The sequence below is a fragment of the Bradyrhizobium sp. JYMT SZCCT0428 genome (assembly GCF_018131075.1).
Taxonomy (GTDB): Bacteria; Pseudomonadota; Alphaproteobacteria; order Rhizobiales; family Xanthobacteraceae; genus Bradyrhizobium.
This window is the reverse complement of record NZ_JAFCLS010000036.1, coordinates 38548-53369: the sequence shown is the minus strand read 5'-3', so window position 1 is coordinate 53369 and position 14822 is coordinate 38548. Positions and strand designations below refer to the sequence as shown.

The 14822-nt window shown below is 61.7% G+C and carries 13 protein-coding genes; 6 read left to right on the top strand and 7 right to left on the bottom strand.

Going from position 1 to position 14822, the window contains the following annotated elements; genetic code table 11:
• Window positions 1-4 precede the first annotated feature (4 nt).
• Together wrbA and JQ575_RS30505 are read left to right on the top strand one after the other, a co-directional pair.
• Window positions 5-604, top strand: a complete 600-nt coding sequence (gene wrbA / locus JQ575_RS30510; protein ID WP_212036897.1) for an NAD(P)H:quinone oxidoreductase — start codon at window positions 5-7, stop codon at window positions 602-604.
• A 266-nt stretch (window positions 605-870) separates the two neighbouring features.
• Window positions 871-1818, top strand: coding sequence for a DUF5996 family protein (locus tag JQ575_RS30505; protein WP_212036896.1), 948 nt, complete (start codon window positions 871-873; stop codon window positions 1816-1818).
• 1 nt (window position 1819) lies between these two features.
• On the opposite strand, the gene JQ575_RS30500 is transcribed toward JQ575_RS30505, so the two are convergent.
• Window positions 1820-2674 (bottom strand): protein-L-isoaspartate O-methyltransferase, encoded by an 855-nt coding sequence (locus tag JQ575_RS30500; RefSeq protein ID WP_212036895.1) that lies wholly within the window; start codon window positions 2672-2674, stop codon window positions 1820-1822.
• Window positions 2675-2740: 66 nt separating this feature from the next.
• On the opposite strand from JQ575_RS30500, the gene JQ575_RS30495 reads away from it, so the two are divergent.
• A complete protein-coding gene (locus JQ575_RS30495; RefSeq protein WP_212036894.1) occupies window positions 2741-3052 on the top strand; it encodes a hypothetical protein in 312 nt (103 codons plus the stop codon).
• Between the two features lie 132 nt (window positions 3053-3184).
• Here JQ575_RS30495 and JQ575_RS30490 read toward each other — a convergent pair whose 3' ends face one another.
• Both JQ575_RS30490 and JQ575_RS30485 read right to left on the bottom strand, forming a co-directional pair.
• On the bottom strand, window positions 3185-4381 hold the full coding sequence (locus tag JQ575_RS30490) for a GNAT family N-acetyltransferase (protein WP_212036893.1): 1197 nt from the start codon (window positions 4379-4381) through the stop codon (window positions 3185-3187).
• A 13-nt stretch (window positions 4382-4394) separates the two neighbouring features.
• Window positions 4395-5333: a hypothetical protein gene (locus JQ575_RS30485; protein ID WP_212036892.1), complete on the bottom strand. Its 939-nt coding sequence runs from the start codon at window positions 5331-5333 to the stop codon at window positions 4395-4397.
• Between the two features lie 259 nt (window positions 5334-5592).
• Here JQ575_RS30485 and JQ575_RS30480 point away from each other — a divergent pair, with 259 nt between their 5' ends.
• Window positions 5593-6684 carry a glycosyltransferase gene (locus JQ575_RS30480; RefSeq protein WP_212036891.1) on the top strand — a complete coding sequence of 364 codons (1092 nt, stop codon included), beginning with the start codon at window positions 5593-5595 and terminating at the stop codon, window positions 6682-6684.
• A gap of 3 nt (window positions 6685-6687) precedes the next feature.
• Here the strand turns inward: JQ575_RS30480 and JQ575_RS46215 are convergent, their stop codons facing one another.
• The 4 genes from JQ575_RS46215 to JQ575_RS46210 form a co-directional block, all read right to left on the bottom strand.
• Window positions 6688-8001 (bottom strand): O-antigen ligase, encoded by a 1314-nt coding sequence (locus JQ575_RS46215; protein WP_212036890.1) that lies wholly within the window; start codon window positions 7999-8001, stop codon window positions 6688-6690.
• Window positions 7998-8999, bottom strand: coding sequence for a glycosyltransferase family 2 protein (locus JQ575_RS30470; RefSeq protein WP_212036889.1), 1002 nt, complete (start codon window positions 8997-8999; stop codon window positions 7998-8000). Before JQ575_RS30470 ends, JQ575_RS46215 begins: the two co-directional genes overlap by 4 nt.
• 169 nt (window positions 9000-9168) lie before the next feature.
• Entirely contained in the window at window positions 9169-10173 is a 1005-nt protein-coding gene (locus tag JQ575_RS30465; RefSeq protein WP_212036888.1) for a glycoside hydrolase family 26 protein, read from the bottom strand.
• Window positions 10160-12055 (bottom strand): acyltransferase family protein, encoded by a 1896-nt coding sequence (locus tag JQ575_RS46210; RefSeq protein ID WP_212036887.1) that lies wholly within the window; start codon window positions 12053-12055, stop codon window positions 10160-10162. The genes JQ575_RS30465 and JQ575_RS46210 overlap by 14 nt, the downstream gene beginning before the upstream one ends.
• Before the next feature lie 513 nt (window positions 12056-12568).
• On the opposite strand from JQ575_RS46210, the gene JQ575_RS30455 reads away from it, so the two are divergent.
• On the top strand, window positions 12569-14008 hold the full coding sequence (locus JQ575_RS30455; protein WP_212036886.1) for a lipopolysaccharide biosynthesis protein: 1440 nt from the start codon (window positions 12569-12571) through the stop codon (window positions 14006-14008).
• Between the two features lie 6 nt (window positions 14009-14014).
• Window positions 14015-14821 carry a bifunctional 2-polyprenyl-6-hydroxyphenol methylase/3-demethylubiquinol 3-O-methyltransferase UbiG gene (locus JQ575_RS30450; protein ID WP_212036885.1) on the top strand — a complete coding sequence of 269 codons (807 nt, stop codon included), beginning with the start codon at window positions 14015-14017 and terminating at the stop codon, window positions 14819-14821.
• Window position 14822: the final 1 nt, after the last annotated feature.

Below are 14822 nucleotides of genomic sequence, written 5' to 3'. Positions count from 1 at the left end.
CATCATGGCCAAAGTACTCGTCCTCTATTACTCCGCTTACGGTCACATCGAGGCGATGGCGAACGCCATTGCGGAAGGCGCGCGCGAAGCCGGCGCTACTGTCGATATCAAGCGCGTGCCCGAACTGGTGCCCGCCGAGGTCGCCAAGGCCTCGCATTACAAGATCGATCAGGCGGCTCCCGTCGCGAAAGTCGAAGAACTTGCCAATTACGATGCCATCATCGTCGGCACCGGCACCCGCTTCGGCCGGATGGCCTCGCAGATGGCGAATTTTCTCGATCAGGCCGGCGGCCTTTGGGCCAAGGGCGCCCTGCACGGTAAGGTCGGCGGCGCCTTCACCGCGACCGCGACCCAGCATGGCGGCCAGGAAACCACGCTGTTCTCGATCATCACCAACCTGCTGCACTTCGGCATGACCATCGTCGGCCTCAATTACGGCTTTGCCGGCCAGATGAAGCTCGATGAAGTCACCGGCGGCGCGCCCTATGGCGCCACCACGATCACCGGCGGCGACGGTAGCCGCCAGCCGAGCGATAACGAGCTTGCCGGCGCGCGCTATCAAGGACGCGTGATCGCGGAGACCGCGAAAAAATTGCATGGCTGATGCGAAATGGGCGGCATTCTCATTTGAGATTGCCGCCCTAGCTATCCATCAGGGACGATGGATTTAGCAATGGTCGAACTACTCTTTATGGCTCAACTGGTGCGCCGTCCGCTGCAGGCGATTGCCCGGCGCTGGTGGTGCCGCAGCCTTTTCCGCGCCTCGCGCGGCCAGCGGCGCTGTCCGGAATGCACCAGATCGTGAAATCGGTCTGACGGATTCGTGATACGGAATCCACCATTCGCTTTTCACCGATACGGGGTTTAGGCATGAGCAATCTTTCGCAACCCCCGTGGCCGGAATTGCCGACCGCGGCGTGGCGTGACACCTATGCGACGCTCCATCTCTGGACCCAGATCGTCGGCAAGATCAGGTTGAGCAAGGCCCCTTGGCTGAACCATTCCTGGCATGTGGCGCTCTATGTTACTCCGCGCGGGCTGACGACGTCGCCAGTCCCGGACGGCACGCGAACGTTCCAGATCGATCTTGATTTCATCGATCACGTCCTGCGCATCTCGACCAGCGATGGCGCGAAGCGGGAGTTTGCGCTGCCGGGAAAATCGGTTGCCAGCTTCTACGCCGGCACCATGATGACGCTGACCGAGCTGGACATTTCCGTCACCATCGACGAGATGCCGAACGAACTGCCGGACCCGGTCCGGTTTTCGGAAGATAACGTCCACGCTTCCTACGATCCCGAAGCGATCAAGAGCTTTCTGCAGATCCTCGTGAACTGCGATCGCGTCTTCAAACAATTCCGCACCGGCTTCCTCGGCAAGGCGAGCCCGGTGCATTTCTTCTGGGGCAGCTTTGATCTGGCGGTGACCCGCTTCTCCGGTCGTCGTGCGCCACGTCATCCCGGCGGCGTACCGCATCTGTCCGACGACGTCGCCTGCGAGGCCTATTCGCACGAGGTCAGCAGCGCCGGCTTCTGGCCGGGAAGCGGCGCGATCGATTATCCCGCCTTCTATTGCTATGCCTATCCGGAGCCTGCGGGCTTTCGCGCTACGAAGGTGCGGCCGGACGCGGCGTTCTTCAGCGAAGCGCTCGGCGAATTCATCCTGCCCTATGATGCCGTGCGCACGGCTGATGATCCCGACCAGGCGTTGCTGGATTTCCTGCAAAGCACCTATGAAGCCGCGGCGATTTCGGCGAAATGGGATCGCGAGGCGTTGGAATGCGACTTGGGCCAACCCGGCGTGGTGCGGCAGGTCTAGGTCAATTCTCGCTCGCTGCGTCGGCTTCTGCCGTTGAAAGCCACCAGCCATCGCCCGCAAACCAGCAGGTATCATCGACGGCGTTATCGAGCCGGAGAGACCGCACGAGTTCCCAGTCGCGCAGAAACGTCTCCGTCAAACGGCGGCCGGCATCCTCGTCCTGAAGGCCGACACAGCCGATGAACTGGGCCCGGCCAAAGAACCTCGCTGGCCAAACCGCGCTATGATTGGGACGTCTGACCAACAGCATCCCTCCCAGCACGCCTTCCGGCGCAAGCGGAAACAACAGCCGGCCACCGGGACGCAATGCATCGAGCCACACTTTGGCTGGTTGGGCTGCACCGGCACAAACGTAGATCAAATCCGCTTCTGGCAAATCCGGCGAGATGCCCGACTTGGGCTGAACCTTTACCTGCGGCAGGCCTTTCAGATTGTCGCGCGCACGATCCGCCAGGCTTTCGTCGATCTCATAGGCGTGAACCTGACCACTCGATCCGACGAGTTGGGCGAGGATAGCTGTGTAGTACCCCGTACCCACGCCGACCTGCAGGACAATCTCGCCTTCCATCAATTCGCAGGCATCGAGCCAATAGGCATGCGCGCTGGGCATTCCGATATTGAGACGTTGCGCGCTATCCAGCGCGACCAGCGCATTTTGATAGATAAACGCCGGATCATCATTCGGGGTCGTCACGTAATCATGCGCGCCGAGCGTGATCAGCCAGGGCCCCGGCCCCACAAACGGTTCGCGCTTGACCGCGCGAAAAGCCTGTTCAATCCGGGAATCCCGGACCTTGGCTGCGGCGCAGACAAGGCTGGCATAGAATGAATGCAGATTTTCCGACCGCTCTTGCATGATCAACTTCCGGCATTGCGATGCTCGATCCTATTCGAGGCTGTCGCCTGCAGGAAGCTCCGCACGATGGGCAAAAGGCCGGGAAGCGCCGCCATCACGGCGAAACGGGATCGCGATATAGTTTCAAGTCCAATCGGAAATGAAGCGGCGCTAATGCTGCAATTCTGGCTTGACTACGGTCTGGCGAACTTCTGCGCCGCAGTCGGCGCATTCAAAGGTGAAGTCGATCTTCGCCATGCTCCAATGCGGCTCGACGTCCCTTACAAACATCGGAATCCCGATGCAGCTCGGACAAATGACGAAAGCCGGCTCGATGTCGTCGTGATGGTGGATATAGGCTGGCATGTCGGCACTCCCCACGGAAGCATTCAGCTTTAGCCCTTGACCCGAGCATCAGCATACGCCGCTGCCGTAAAGGCGATCATGAACTCTTGGGAACACAGGTAGAACAACCGCACAATCCTGCCGAGTGTGACAGATTTGCACGACCGTGTCGTCTCTGCCACAGCGTCAGTTCTCTTCGCGCGGCAAGGGTTTACCGGGCGCCCGCTTCAAATAGGCGGAGAGCTTCGGATAGTTGCGCAGCTCGCGCACGGCGCGGTCGCGCAATGCGTAGGGCAATCCGCGCAGGCTCAAGGCGGCGCTGATGTCGACCAGCGGCAGCGGTGTCACGCCAAAACGCCGCTTATAGTCATAATCGCCCACGCTGAAGTCGAACTCGCGCACGCCGTTTGTGTGCAAAGCGGCCATGGTACGTTCGATGACCAGCCGGCCCGGCGAACAAGCCGACCATTTGTCGCCGGCATTGCTGACCCGCAGCATGACATAGCGCGAACCGCTGCGAACGCCGAGCAAGGTCGCCACGACTTCCTCGCCGACAATCAGCGCCGACAACACGGCATAGCCTTCACTGAGGCCATCACGCGCGAGGTTTCGATAAAAATCGGCGCAGGCCCCGTCGCCGAGAATGAAGTTCACCCCGAGATGTTGCATGCGGGCGCTCTGTTGCGCATCCAGAGCGGCAAGAACGCGCAAGGCTTCGTCGTTCTCTCCTGCAATCCTGAATGCAGCGGCGGGATACGCCGTAAACGCGCGCCAGCTCCGTTCGAGAACCCTGCGGACGTCGCGCTTGAGCGAACGCTTGTACTGATCGAAATCCTCGCCTGTGGTGACGAGATTACCGTTCAGCGAGCAAGGCCCGGCGCCATCCAGCATCGCCAGCGGATTGGACCCGCCCTGCAGATCGAGCGGCATTTTCTTGAAGCGAATGAGATCAGCGCCGCCAGGCAGCCGGCGCAGCGCCAGCCGCAGCTCGCGCCACAGGATGGCCGCCGCCTTGGGTTCGCGCGGCGCGGCCGGACCGAGCAGCGGCGCATTGTAATCGGTCAGTTCAAGGTCGGCGAACTCCACGACGCAGATGCGCTTCAGCTTGCGCCTGATCAGCGGCAGGAGCAGTGCGACTTCGCCGGTCGCACGGTCCCTGACGGTTGCAATGAGTGGCTCGATACCGGGCTGTCCGGCGAACGCGCCATACCATGCCGCGAGCCATTTTTCGTGCTGGAAGATGGTCGCCTGTCCGCGACGATACGCACCGTCCCAGTTGACTGCGACGGCATCCCAATCGTCGAACTCCACGGAGAACGCCGCAACCTGCGACGTGCGGTTGCGCCCCACGTGCCGTGCCGCGTCGTTCGTCAGTGTGGTCACGATCAAGCCGCCTTCATGCCGCCTTGGGAAGATCGACCACCTGCTCCGGGTGGTCGTGGTCGAGCCGGAATTCGATCTCGTTGCGCGCCTTGCGCTCGCGCTTGACCCAGGACGTGTTGCGCAATGCCTTCTGCATCACCGCCTTGCCCCAGAACGCCGGCCCCTTGAGCGAACGGCTTTTGGGCGTGTATCCGAAGCGATTGCGCAGCAGGCCGTTGGCCAGATTGACGATCCGGGTCCGCCTGATCTCTTCGTTCTCGTAGCCCACCGTCATGGAGATGTTGACGGTGCCGAGATTGTCGACGCGATGCGGCGCGTTCAGCGGCCAGTTCAGCATCTGCCCGGGCTCGAGATCGAGCACGGTCGCATAGCGATCGTACCATTCGTGATAGGGCATATCGAGTTCGAGCTCGAACAGCTGGATGTCCTCGAGGTTCTTCGGCGTCACGAAGGGAGGGTTCGACGGATAGATATGGACGCGCTTGCGGCCGGCGATTTGAATCAGGCTCTGGCCGGGAAGATCGGCGTGGTAGTGAACCTGCGCCTTTGGCGCCGAGAGCAGAATGCCGGCGTTGTATTGGTGCGGCAGCGCGAAGTGCGGGACCTTCTCGCCAATTTCGGCGAACATCTGGGCCAGCAGGTCGCTGTAGCGCTGGTCGATATCCGAAACCATGCGCAGGTTGAGCCAGAGGTCGCCCCTGGAAATCGCGTCGATGACCTGATGGCCGCTGAAATTGCCGATATCGCCGTGCCGCCAGATGCGCTTGTCGCCCTTCACGCCGGTCTGCATCAGGCTGTAGTGCTCGCGCGGATAATTCTCGATCAGTGCGGCAAGATGATCCATCGAGAACAACGGCGACTTGTGCATGTTGTGCGCAAGCCGGATTGGCGCGTGTCCCCACAGCACCGAATGGGTCTCGTCCCAATTACTGAAAATGCGATCTGCCGCCATCGTCCAACTCCTTTTGACCAAATTATTTTTTGCCCGGATGACGACCGATTTCGGCTGCGTCCTGCACGCTGTCCCGAAATCTCAGATGGCTGCCACGCCGTCGGTCATCCGATGTCCCGTTATGAGACGGCCGGACAACCTTCACGCTCTAACTGGCAAGAAGGATGCCGCAGGGGTGTCGCACCCACTTACCGGACGATAAGGTCTGGGATGTATGGCTAACGCTGGCATAACCGAGAGAGCGCCGGCGACCCCCACGATGGCTTCAGAACCGCAATATCGGGCGCTGTTTCTCGGCGCGGGACCGCAAATGCAGTGCGGCGTCGGGCAATTCACGCGATTGCTGGGCGAGTGGATCGAAAAGGCCGAACCCGGCAGCTGCACGACGTTAACCCTGACGCGATCGGAAGGGTCATTCACCGATATCTGGCACGCCGTCGGCTCAGCCCAAAGCGTGGTCTGCAATTTTCCGATCGTGGCCTGGAAGCGCGTGATGTTCACACCGCTGCTGGCGATGGCGATGGCGCGGCTGCGGCGGCGCAAAACTGTCCTGATTCAGCACGAATGGGCCGGGCTGCATTGGCTGCGCCGGATCACCTATATCCCGGCTCTCCTGCTCGCCAATACCATCGTCATGTTCTCGCCGCTGGTGCGGCGGGAACTCGCCGAGGATTCCCTGGTGGGCTGGACCGCGAAAAAATGCGTGCTGGCCCCGCTGCCGCCGAACATAGAGGCGCCTGCAGGGATGGCGGATTCGGAGTTGCGCCGGCGTCTCGTTGCGGCAAGGCAGGACGGCCGGCTGGTGATCGGTCATTTCGGTTCGATCTATCCGGCCAAGCAACCCAATGCGCTGCTGGAGATCGGCGCGATCCTGAAGCAGCGTGGGCTGCGGCCACTGATCGTCTATGTCGGCTCCTTTATCCGCGGCACCGACAATGTCGAGGAGGAATTCCATGCCCGCGCCACCGAGCTCGGAATCGCCGATGATGTGATCGTATCCGGCTTCGTCGCCTCCGATCACGAAGTGTTCGGGCTGTTCGGCGCGGTCGACGGGTTCTGTTATCCGCTCGATGAAGGGCTCACCGCGCGCCGCTCCAGCGTTCTTGCCTGCGTGCAGGCCGGCCGGCCGCTGATCGTGACCGGCCCTGCGCTGCCTGACGAATTCGACCATCATCTGCGCTTCAAGGAATTGATCGATCGCGGCGCCATTGTGCTCGTGCCGCGTGGATCGAGCGCGGACGCCTACGCCGATGGCATCGTTGCCGCGCTGAATCGGCCGCCGGTGCAGGCCGCGTTCGATTTCGATGGGTGGTGGCAGGACGTCGCGAACGCGGTTCGCGCGCAGCTTTGAGCCTCACTCCCTGACGCGAAAACGCGCCAGAAAGTGCAAGCCGAACACCGCCACCAGGAAGGTGAACCACAGGGGATCGGCGCGGTCGAGGAAGAAGCTCTCCATCGCCGACAGATAAAGTCCGAACAGCCAGATGCGCAACAGCGCCATCGCCAGCGGACCGTTATTGCCGCCCTGATCGGCCTGCTGGAAATTCCGGAGCGGCGAGATCACCAGCACCACGATGAGCAGAGTAAGGCCGGGCAGGCCCATGCCGAGCGCGGTATCGAGATAACCATTATGGCTGTGCGCCGCGAACGCGGCCCATTCCTTGCCCGCCGGCAAATCCTCGAACGCCTTGCTGCCCCAAAACGCCACGAAGCCATAGCCGGTTGCCAGCCGCTGCCGCAGCGCGTCCAGCGCAAAATTCCAGATGTCGGTACGGCCGGTGAAGGTCGAATCCAGCGGCAGCAGCTTGGCGACCGCGGCCAGGCCGTCACTCATGACGGTGCCGACGCTGAGCATGTTCAGCAACAGCAGCGGCGTCAGGAGCAGGATCGCCCGCACCCAGAACGAGCGAAACACAGATGTAAGCGAGGTCAAAAGCAGCACCGCGAAGCACAGCGTCAGCGAACTCTTGCCGGCGGCATGAAATAGAAACAAGGAACTAAGGCCGATAATAACCGCGCCGGACAGAAGGGCGCCGGAACGCGCGATGTAGATCCCCAGGAACAGCAGCATCGCCATCACGCCCGCGGCCACGTTCTTGTGACCGAAGGCGCCACGCCAGTCGCCGGCAAGAAGCGGCTCCTGCGGGTCAGTTGCCTGATGGATCGCAAATTGCGGCGCCAGCAGGATTCCGAGGTAACAGACCGCGAGCAGGATCAGCGCCGCGATGCTGAGCAAACGCATCAGTTCGCTTTGCGATTTCGGCAACAGCAGCATGGTCGACGTCACGGCGATAACGCACGCCGTCAAAACGAACCGCCGCATCGACGTGGCAGGATCGACCGACAAAACCACCGTCACACAGATCCATCCGGCAAACAGCAGGAACGACGGCGTCAGCAAAGTGGCGAGCCCGCGCATGTTGTTGCGCGCCGCGAGGGTAATCATCAGCACCGCAAGGCCGCCGAACACCAGATAGGTCGGCGCCTCATTGCCGGTACTGACTTCACCGATTTGTATGTCGCCGAGATCGGCGAACGGCCGCAAGGAAATCCATGCCAGCACCAGCGTTCCGACGAACGCGGCGCAGCGAACGACATCCAGCACTTGCTGCCGCCAAACCCCTCCTGCGACGATACGAAGCTGAGACGTGATGACGAGTTGGCTCACGTGATCTTCGAGGCCTTGTAGGGTTGAGGTTCGATGCCGATTGCGGCCAGCACGCTACCGATCGCTACCGTCATCGGATGCATCGCAATGATGCGGTCGCGCTCCGTCAGGGCCGCTCGCGCGGCGTGGAGAAACGACAGCGGAAACGCCGCCAGCAATTTCAGCGTCAGCCTGGCGCGCGGCCAGAGTGTCGGCGTCGCCTTGCGCTGGACGTGATAATTGATCGCGCCGATCCGCAGGCCGCGGCTGATCAGCCAGCTCAGCTTGGTCCGGCTCGGCGGCACCGTCTCGCTGATCGTGGCTTCCGCCACCCAGTGAAAGCGCATGCCCAGGCGCAGGCAGCGGTAGAAGAAATCGGTGTCGCCGCCGCCGAGAAAATTGAAACGCAGATCGAACGCCGGGGCGTCGACGCGCTCGAACACCGAGCGCCGGATCAGGCAGTTGCCGCAACCATAGATCACCGGAACCGGTCCTGACGTGTCGTAGGCCGGGGCGAAGGCCGGGTGACGACGCAGCCCGCGCTTTCGCGCGTCATCGAAGTCAGGCATCACCGGCCCGCCGACGATGTCGGCCCCGGTAGCCTCGGCCGTCAAGATCATGCGCTCCAGCCAGTCCGGCGAGGCAATTTCGTCATCGTCGATCATCAGGAAACACGACGCTGCCGGGAAGGTTGCCAGCGCCGTCTCGAATGCCGCGTTGATCGCATGGCAATTGCCCTGGCGCGGCTCGACCACGCAAAGACCAGGAAACTTGTTCGATGCCAGGAACTCGGTCGCAACCGGAACGCTCTCGTTCCGCAGCGCATCGTTCTCGACCATGACAACCGCAAAGCGGTGACCGGTGCGCTGGCGGGCCAGCGATTCCAGCGTCTGCCGCAGATGCTGCGGCCGGCGAAAGCAGGGAATGCAGACGACGATCCCGATCGATGAGGGATCGAGGGCCGGCGATATCGCCGCCAGGGCGCGGGCGGCGTTCGGCATGGTGTAAGCGGTTTCCATCGGCGGGCAATCCGTTCAAACTCTGGCGCATGACGTTTGCTATGGGTCCAGACGATACAAGAGCATTGCTGCAATATCCGGTCCGACAGGATGCCTGGTGGTGGCGAATTGTTCCCGACGGTTAATGGACGGGGTTAAGTTTGAATTAAATCAGGTTCACGCGCCGGACTCAGCGGCTGAACAGCTTGCCGAACAGCTTCTGGGATTTGGGAAACTGCCCGTTGGAGATCCGCGTGGGCCACAATCCGTCGACGTCGAAATAGGCGGCGTAAGCGATATTGTTCCTGTTCTTCACGAACCAGTCATGCATCTGCTGAATGAAGTACGGATTGTCGCCGAAATTACCGACGCCCCATTCGGGATAGCTCATCTGCTTGCCATGCCTAGCGGCAAAGTCGCGGTGCCATTCCAGGCCGAACGGCGCCTTGAGATAGAAGGCGTTCCAACGCTCTTCCGGCGAGCCCTCATGCTTGAAATCGTAGATATCCAGACCGATGTAGTCGACGACATCGTCACCGGGATAGGCTAGGTCGGCCGGCGTGTCCTGCGTTCCCCATCCCGGACACCAATCATACTTGAATGCGTCGGAATGGCGCCGGAAGATCCCGACCACGCGCCGGAACGCGGCGATATAATCGGCCTCGTGATCCTTGGCGAACCACGCCATCTGCGACAGGTTCATCTCCCAGCCGAGACGGATGATCGCCCTTGGCTGCGCATCGGCGATCGCACGCGCCGCCGCCTCGAACTCACCGTCGTGCAGACCATTAGCGACGTCGGCGAGCGGCGTTCCCGGAACGGTCAGCGGCACCGACCAGACGACATTCCGCGACGGGTTGAGCTTCTTCCAGATGCCGGGAACCCAGGTCAGCTTGTGGAAATCTTCCCAGTTCGCCTGGCCGTAGAAATCGACGCCCACCACCGACGATGGCGGCTGTTTCAGCCATTTTTCCCAGGACTGCAGGGTATGCTCGCGTCCAACGGGACCCCAATCAACGAAGGCGCCGGCGAATTTCGCAGGACTTGAATTGACCTGGCTGGAATTGACGCGCGGGGCGGCGTTGCTGTCGACGCGGGCCAGCAACAGCAGGCTCAAGACAAAGGCCACCAGGAAAAATACCAGGCGCCTGAGGCCCACCCGGCGGCGAGGCGCGGGGCGGTCAGTTCGAAACATGAGACGTCCTTGTCAATTTGTTGCCGAAGACAGCAGACAGCCGGCGGCCGACCTCGGCTGCGCCTTTGTCGGTGAGATGACCGGCGTCGAACTGCATCGGAATATCGGCTTCGACGAACTCGTCGCAACGACCATCCCGGCAGACCGCATCGTAGACGGATGAATAAGTCGCGCCGCGCGCCTTTACCAAGGCGCTCATGGCAAGATCGCGCTCCCGAATTCCGGGTGTGCGTTTTGTGCTGGCAAGGGAAGGATGGTCGCGGAGAATCCCGTCGATCAGGAGCCGCGGCAGCGGGGCGTCATATTCGACGATCGGTCCAAGCACGATGACATCGATCCCTCTGGATTTCAGGGTATCCAGCGTGGCCGACAGGTGAGGCAGATCCTCATCCTTCCATGACGCGGAGAGAAGGACTTTGTCGACACGGTTGTTGACGAGGAAATCGTTGAACGCGAATTCCATCAAATCGCGACAGGCTTTCATTTCGACCAGGGCCCCCGCTGGAACAGCCGGACGGCATTGGCTGACAGTTGCCTGCATGATGTTCACCTGCGGCATGGCGACCGACAGCCCGGACCAGAGGTGCGCGGCATGGCTGTCGCCAATGAGCAGATAGTTCGGCCGCATCGGATCCAGTTTCAGGCAGGTTTCCGCGTCGAACCGCTGGCGGTTGGCCGAGATGAAGCAGCGCCCGGTCCGGAACGCGGCGGACGAATCGTAGGCAAGATAGGCACCGATATCGACGACGCGTTGCGGAAAGCGGTATGGCGCGCCGCTCGCGACGAACACCAGCGCGCACAGCGCGAATGTCGAGCCGATCGCCGCTGACGCGGCGCCGAAGACGGCACCCTTCGATGTCTCCCGCGCCATCGAACGGAACGGCAGCTCGACCAACTTCCACGACAGATAGGCGAGCCCCACCGACAGCGTGATCAACGTCAGCGTGGTCGATGCCGCCGATTCCGCGCCGAACACCATGTCGGTGCGCTGGAACACGATCAGCGGCCAATGCCACAAGTAGAGCGAATAGGATATCAGCCCGATGGCGACGAATGGCGGCAGCGACAGCAATCGTCCGGCCATCGATACCCCGCTCTCGCTGGAAGCTATTACCAGCGCTGCGCCGAGGCAGGCGAGTGACGTCATCAAGAGAAGCGGCACTGACGCCGATCCAAGCAGGATCACGCCGATCAGCAGCAGCATCCCGGCTCCGCCGCAAATGTTCTTCCAGAATGTGGTTACCGGCACCGGAATGAATCTGACCGCCAGCATCGCACCCAGTGCCAACTCCCAGGCGCGGAAAGGCGTGAGATAGAATGTGAAGGTGAGATTTCTCGTGCTCATGGCGATGGCGGCCGCAAACGAGAGCGCAGCGACAACCGCGAACAAGAATTTGGCGTGCTTCGGCACCCAGCGATAGACAAAAAGCATCAACAACGGCGCGATGAAGTAGAACTGCTCCTCCACGCTAAGCGACCATGTGTGCAGCAGAGGCTTTGTTTCGGCCGGCGCATCGAAATATCCGGCGGTCTGGGCAAAATAGGCGTTGGAAACCGAGCCGATGGCGCTGGCAAGGCTCTTTGCATAGCCAATCAATTCGGCCGGCAGGAAATAGATATAGGCGAAGACGCTCGTCACCAGGAACATCACAAACAGCGCGGGGAGGATTCGCAGGATCCGGCGCTTGTAGAAATTTCCGAGCGAGAACGATCCGTTGCGGATATCCGCATCGATCATGCCGCAGATCAGATAACCCGAGATGACAAAGAAGATGTCGACGCCGACGAAGCCGCCCGCGAAGCCGGGTACGCCGACATGGTAAAGAACCACGGGAACCACAGCGAGGGCCCGCAGCCCGTCGATATCCGCGCGGTACTTCACTGCTAAGCCCTCGCGACACTGCCGTAACCGTGACCGGTCTTCACCGTTTCAAAAGCGGACACTCTGGACAGCAAAGGTGTGCCGAAACGGGTTGAAGCCACCGCGACCTCACCGGGCGCAGCAGAATTGGATTGGAATGGCGGGCAATCTGTCATGGGGAGCACTCATGGCGATGAACATCGGCGAAGCGAGATCGCGCTCTGCAATATCCGGGCAACTCCGCAAAAGCGCCGCTTCGCGCGCGAATTGCGCTGGCATCGTGGTTACCGCGCGCGGTTAACCCGCTTTCGACGGTGAACCAAACGCAGAATTAACCACACCGGATCGCCGCGACCGCCGGCGGAACCATCCGGCACCGATCTTGCTCAATGGTCTGGCAAAGGGATTCCGAGTCCAGAAAGCGCCCGCCTTGAACGTCATCACCAGCGAGATTTCCGACGTCAACCGAATAGCGTCGTGCGACGCCATGCTCGGGCGCGGAGTCACGGGCAATCCCGCGGGGCTCGCAGCGCCATGCTGATCGGGCAAGCCAGCATCAATCTGACCGCCAATATCCTCTCGGCATTGCTGGGCCTATTGAGCGTGTTCATTTTCACGCGGCTGTTCTCGCCGCATGATTATGGCGTCTATCTGCTCGGCATCGGTTTTGCGTCCGTCATCAGCGTTTTCCTCGTCGGCTGGTTCCGTAATCTCATTCTGAGCGGACACGCCCGTGACGACGGCGCCGACGTGCGCGGCCGCGTGATCTCGGGTTACCTGATCTGCTGCCTCACCGCGCCGATCGCCTATGTCCTGGGACGGCTGGTTGGACTGGATACGAATGCGGCGCTGGCGGCGGTGGTGCTTTCCGTCGCGATCGGGCTGTTCGAACTGACCCAGGATCTGGTTCGCGCCCGCCTGATGGCACTTTCGGTCATGAAGGCCACGCTGGTCCGCGCCGTCGCTGTGCTCGGCCTCGGTGCTATCGTGGCATTTGTCAGCCCGAGCGGCTTCCTGCTGCTGCTGTCGTCCGCGCTCGCCTACCTGCTTGCGGTGCTGGTGCAGTCGCGCACCGCCTGGCGCGGCACCAAGGTCAAATTCGACGGCACCGGCCTTGTGGCGCTGGCGAAGACCGGCCTGCCCCTCACCCTTTCACTTACCCTGCTCGCGATTTCCAGCGTCACCGATCGCTTCATGATCGCCAATCTGGTTGGCGCGGCGGACGCCGGCAAATATGTCGCCGCGCTCGATCTGGTCCGGCAGACCCTGATGATGCCGGCCATGAGCGCCGCCGCGGCATTCTTTCCGATGGCGGTGCAGATTCATGCCAGCAAGGGCGACGCGGCGGTGCGATCGCATCTGTCCGACTGTGTCGAGTTGCTGCTCAGCATCACGCTGCCAGCCTGCCTGGGCTTTGCGGTCATTTCCGCCCATGTCGCCAATATCATTCTCGGGCCGGACTTCCGCGAACTGGCGGCGCAGACCATGCCAATCATCGCGGTGGCTGTGGTGTTCCAGATCCTGACCCAGCAATACCTGCACGCCAGCTTCCTGCTCTCCGGGCGCAACTCGTTTTATCTGATCAACACGGCCTCGATCATCGCGGCCAATGTGATCCTGTCCTACGTCCTGGTCAGCCATTACGGCACGGTCGGCGCGGCCTGGGCGCGGCTCGGCGCCGACGTGGTCGGATTTTCCTGCGCGCTGATCCTCAGCCGCTTTGCGTTCAAGGTCCCGCTGCCGCTCGGCCGGCTGGCGCTGATCATGATCGCCGGACTGGTGATGGCGCTAGCCGTCGCTGCACTCGACAGAAACCTGCATGTCGCTGATCTGACCGCCTGCGCCGTACTGGCCAGCGCCGGACTGATCACTTACGCGGCCCTGTGCTGGTTGTTCGACATCTCCCGGATTCGCGGCCGCCTGAAAACCGGCTTCGCGATGTTCCGGGCCAAATTCGCAAACATCAACGGATAAGAACAAATGACCAAGACATTTGCCCTCAATCCCCTTCAATCGGCTTTCACTGACGCCGCCGACCGGCCGGCCGCGCAGCATCCGCAGTCGCTGCTCGACCTGCCGCCCGGCGAGGCCCGGCAGAGCCTGCTCACGGTTCACAGCATTCTCGAGGCCAAACTGCCCGCGACCGATCTCAAGATCTATGAGGCCGGCGGCGGCTCGACCAGCTTCCTGCCGCTTAGCGTGCTGAAGCGCGCCCACGTCACCGTGGTCGATATCGACGAAGACCAGATCCGCAACAATGATTACGCACAGGAGACGATCCTCGGCGACATCCAGACCCATCGCTTCGCGCCCGACAGTTTCGATCTCGTGATCTGCTACAACGTGATCGAGCATGTGCCCAATGTGGAAGCGGCGCTGCTTGGCTTCTGCCAGTCGCTAAAGAAAAACGGATTGGTCCTGATCGGCGCGCCGAATCCAGGGTCGCTGTCCGGCGTCGTCACCAAATATTCGCCGCACTGGTTCCACGTCTGGTTCTACCGCCATATCCGCGGCGATGAGAACGCCGGCCTGCCCGGCTGCGCGCCGTTCCCGACTCACTTTCATCCGCTTGTCACGCTGGCGAACCTGGAAACCTTCGCCGACAGGCACGGGCTGCAGATGATCTATTGCAAGCAGTATGAGAGCCCGCGCTATCCGGAGATGCGCCGGCGCAAGCCGCTGTTCGCGAGCCTGATCGACGCGGCCGCCAGGGTGTTGAACGTCTTCCTGCCCGGCAAGACCGACGTGCGGCACGGCGACTACCACGTGATCTTGAGGAAGCGCTGAG

Coding starts and splice junctions, on each gene's coding strand:
- wrbA (WP_212036897.1), top strand. CDS start 5: ATGGCCAAAGTACTCGTCCTCTATTACTCCGCTTACGGTCACATCGAG.
- JQ575_RS30505 (WP_212036896.1), top strand. CDS start 871: ATGAGCAATCTTTCGCAACCCCCGTGGCCGGAATTGCCGACCGCGGCG.
- JQ575_RS30500 (WP_212036895.1), bottom strand. CDS start 2,674: ATGCAAGAGCGGTCGGAAAATCTGCATTCATTCTATGCCAGCCTTGTC.
- JQ575_RS30495 (WP_212036894.1), top strand. CDS start 2,741: ATGGGCAAAAGGCCGGGAAGCGCCGCCATCACGGCGAAACGGGATCGC.
- JQ575_RS30485 (WP_212036892.1), bottom strand. CDS start 5,333: ATGGCGGCAGATCGCATTTTCAGTAATTGGGACGAGACCCATTCGGTG.
- JQ575_RS30480 (WP_212036891.1), top strand. CDS start 5,593: ATGGCTTCAGAACCGCAATATCGGGCGCTGTTTCTCGGCGCGGGACCG.
- JQ575_RS30470 (WP_212036889.1), bottom strand. CDS start 8,999: ATGGAAACCGCTTACACCATGCCGAACGCCGCCCGCGCCCTGGCGGCG.
- JQ575_RS30465 (WP_212036888.1), bottom strand. CDS start 10,173: ATGTTTCGAACTGACCGCCCCGCGCCTCGCCGCCGGGTGGGCCTCAGG.
- JQ575_RS30455 (WP_212036886.1), top strand. CDS start 12,569: ATGCTGATCGGGCAAGCCAGCATCAATCTGACCGCCAATATCCTCTCG.
- JQ575_RS30450 (WP_212036885.1), top strand. CDS start 14,015: ATGACCAAGACATTTGCCCTCAATCCCCTTCAATCGGCTTTCACTGAC.